At 74.5% G+C, this 3,023-nt stretch carries 2 protein-coding genes; one reads left to right on the plus strand and one right to left on the minus strand.

Going from position 1 to position 3,023, the window contains the following annotated elements:
* Positions 1–110: 110 nt before the first annotated feature.
* Positions 111–1,751 carry a CocE/NonD family hydrolase gene (locus ABZ885_RS38355; RefSeq protein WP_360199400.1) on the minus strand — a complete coding sequence of 547 codons (1,641 nt, stop codon included), beginning with the start codon at positions 1,749–1,751 and terminating at the stop codon, positions 111–113.
* Between the two features lie 268 nt (positions 1,752–2,019).
* On the opposite strand from ABZ885_RS38355, the gene ABZ885_RS38360 reads away from it, so the two are divergent.
* On the plus strand, positions 2,020–2,631 hold the full coding sequence (locus ABZ885_RS38360; RefSeq protein WP_360199402.1) for a TIGR03086 family metal-binding protein: 612 nt from the start codon (positions 2,020–2,022) through the stop codon (positions 2,629–2,631).
* Positions 2,632–3,023 lie beyond the last annotated feature (392 nt).

Below are 3,023 nucleotides of genomic sequence, written 5' to 3' on the forward strand. Positions count from 1 at the left end.
GCTGTGCGGCGCGGGCGCGGTCCGCGGCGGCGGCGTCAGCGGCATCCCCGGCCACAACGCGGCCCGGGCCGTCCTCGAGGAGCTGGGCCGCTGAGGACGACGGCGGCGGGTCAGCGGACCGGCAGGTCCAGTGCGGACGGGTCGGTGGCGGTGGAGGAGAAGGTCACCGTGCTGCCCGCCGGGGTCAGCCCGCCGTACAGGGCGTCCCGGGTGCCGAGCACCAGCGCGAGCCGGTGGCCGGCGGGCAGGTCGTAGGCGGTGGCGAAGAGCGTGACGTCCAGCGGGAACGGCTGCCCCGGCGGCCGCCCGGACCAGCTCTGCGGCGCGTGCGAGACCAGCCGGCCGACCCCGAGCGCGTTCACGTCGTACAGGTAGGCGACGACCGTGCCCTGCGCGGCGGAGGCGGTGACGGTGGTGTGCACCCGGGCGGCACCGCGCACCGGCAGGCCCTGCGGGTACGGCGCCGACTGCCGGACGACGGCGGCGGAGCGGTCGAGCAGCGGGACGACCACGGTCGGTGGCCGGCGCAGCGCCTGGTCGAGCATCCCGGACACCAGGGCGACGCCGCCACGGGCGCCGGAGGGGGTGTCGCCGAGCACGGTCGTCCGCCAGTCGCCGGCGGCCGTCCCGCCGAGGGTGTCGGCGCCGAGTGCCAGACGGTCGGTGCGGGAGCTGACGGACCGCCAGTCCGGGTGCCCCTCGTGCCCGCCGGTGGGGCGGACCTCCAGGTCGACCGGCTGCCGCTGCCCGCCGGGGGCTCCGGCGCCGCCCATGAGGTGCTCGTCCAGCCAGGAACGGGCGCTGTCCCAGGCGGCGTTGGAGAGGCCGAGCAGGCCGGTGAACTCCTGGCTCGCGTGGTCGCCCGGGCGCAGTTCCAGGCGCTTGGGCACGGTCAGCCGCTGGTAGAAGTCGGCGATCTGGCCGGGGTTGAAGAAGCTGTCGCCCCAGGCGTTGGCCAGCAGGACGGCGGTGCCGTTGGCGTTGATCCGGTCCAGGTAGCGCGCCGGGGAGCGGGTGTCCGCCCAGCGGACGACCTCGGGCAGGTCGCGGTTGGCGGCGAGGTCGTCGAGCACCCGGCTGAACTCGGGGCTCCGGCGGCCGGTCGGGGCCTGGATCCCGGCGAGCACGGCGGCCGCCTGGAGGTGCCGGGTCTGCCCGCTGTACAGCGAGTCGGTCAGATCGGCCCAGCCGCTCAGCGAGGCGACGGCCTTGATCCGCGGGTCGAAGGCCGCGCCGAGCAGGGTGAGGCCGCCGCCCAGCGAGAGCCCCACCATGCCGACCCGCTGCGGGTCCGCCGGGGCGTTCGCGAGGGCCCAGTCGATCACCGTGGAGATGTCGGCCACGTCCTTCGGCCCGGCGACGTCGACCTCGCCGCCGGAGCCCCAGAAGCCCCGCACGGTGTAGGTGACGACGACGTACCCGGCGGCGGCCAGCGCGCGCCCCTGCGCGACGTACTCCAGGTCGTTCTGCCCCCAGCTGGCCGGCTGCACCACCAGCGGGTACCGCCCCTGCGGGTCGGCGCCCGGCGTGCCGGGTGCCGGGGTGAACACGTCGGCCTTGAGGACGACGCCGTCCTTCGCCGGGATGTCGGCCAGCCGGAACGACCCGACGCCGAACGCCGACGCCGCCGCGGCGGGCGGGGAGTCCGCGGCCGCGGCGGGCTGCGCGACGGCGGCCCCACCGAGGACGAGCGCCGCCGCGAGGACGGTGCTCGCCGTCCGGCGTCCACGGCTGGGGCGGGGTCGTTCCATCACTGCTGCTCCATCTGTTCTCGGACCGCTCGGTCCCCTCCGGGACCGCCCGGACCACGTGATCCACTCGGCCGGGAGCCAGGAGCCTAACGATCTGACGGCTTTTCAGGGGAGCGGCCGATCAGCCAAATTACTGGCCGGTAATGCACCTTCGGTGACATTTTCGCCACCACCCGGCCCCGCCGCCGGCGCAGGCCGCCCCATCTGGCGCGTCACGCCCCGTAGCGGTTTACTGGGAGTGAGCAGGGCAGGAGACGGAGGCCCGGCGATGGAATGTCCCCATGAACCCGGATTCCACGCTGAGGTCCGCGAGCGCTACGCCGTCGCCGGAGCGGAGATCGCCCGACTGCTGCGCGCCGTGCCCGAGGACCAGTGGAACGCACCCACTCCCTGTCGGGACTGGGACGTGCACACCCTGGTGAACCACCTTGCCGCCCAGCACCTCTGGGTGTGCCAGGCGGCCGCCGGCTACACCCCGGCGCAGATCGGCCGCCGCTTCGAGGGCGACGTCCTGGGCCGCAACCCCCGCGGCGTGTGGGCGATGGCCGTGGGCACCGCCATGCGCGCCCTCAACCTCCCCGGCGCCATCGACCTGCTGGTCCACCTCCCCTACGGGATGCGCGACCTCGGCGGCTACGCCCGCGAGCTCACCGCCGAGACCTTCGTGCACGGCTGGGACCTCGCGCGCGCCCTCGGCGAGAGCGGCCGCATGCCTCCGGGCGCCGCCGGCTACGCACTGGCGGAGTTCCGGGGCTACCGCAACCTCGCCGGCACCGGGCGCTTCGACCCCCCGCTCCCGGCCCCGCCTGGCGCCGACGCCCAGAACCTCCTCCTCGCCCTCACCGGCCGCGACTCCCTCTGGTCCGCCGAGCGCCTCTGACACCGCCGGCTCCCCCGGCCCGGACGCCACCGCCGTCCGGGCCTCTTTCGGACCACCGCCCGTCACGCAGCGTGGATGTCCGGCGTGCCGGGAGTGAGGGCTGTGGTGCGGGCCACCGCGGACCCGGCCCCCACCCGGCGGTTCCTGCACCGCCCGCCGACCGGCCGTCACACCCCGTCGACGATGTGCGCGGCCTCACAGCACCAATCGTGTGGCGCGGACCACTTCCGGACGGTGTTCGATCTTGAAAAAGCGGATATATGCCTTCAAATCCACCCAATTCCTTGATCCTTACGGCCGGTAACACCACCCTGACGTGCCCAAACCTGCGAATCCTTGAAACCCCCACACCACCCCCGTAACTTCGAACCCGTTGCACCGAGCACACCGCC

Source organism: Kitasatospora sp. NPDC047058, from assembly GCF_040643935.1.
GTDB lineage: Bacteria > Actinomycetota > Actinomycetes > Streptomycetales > Streptomycetaceae > Kitasatospora.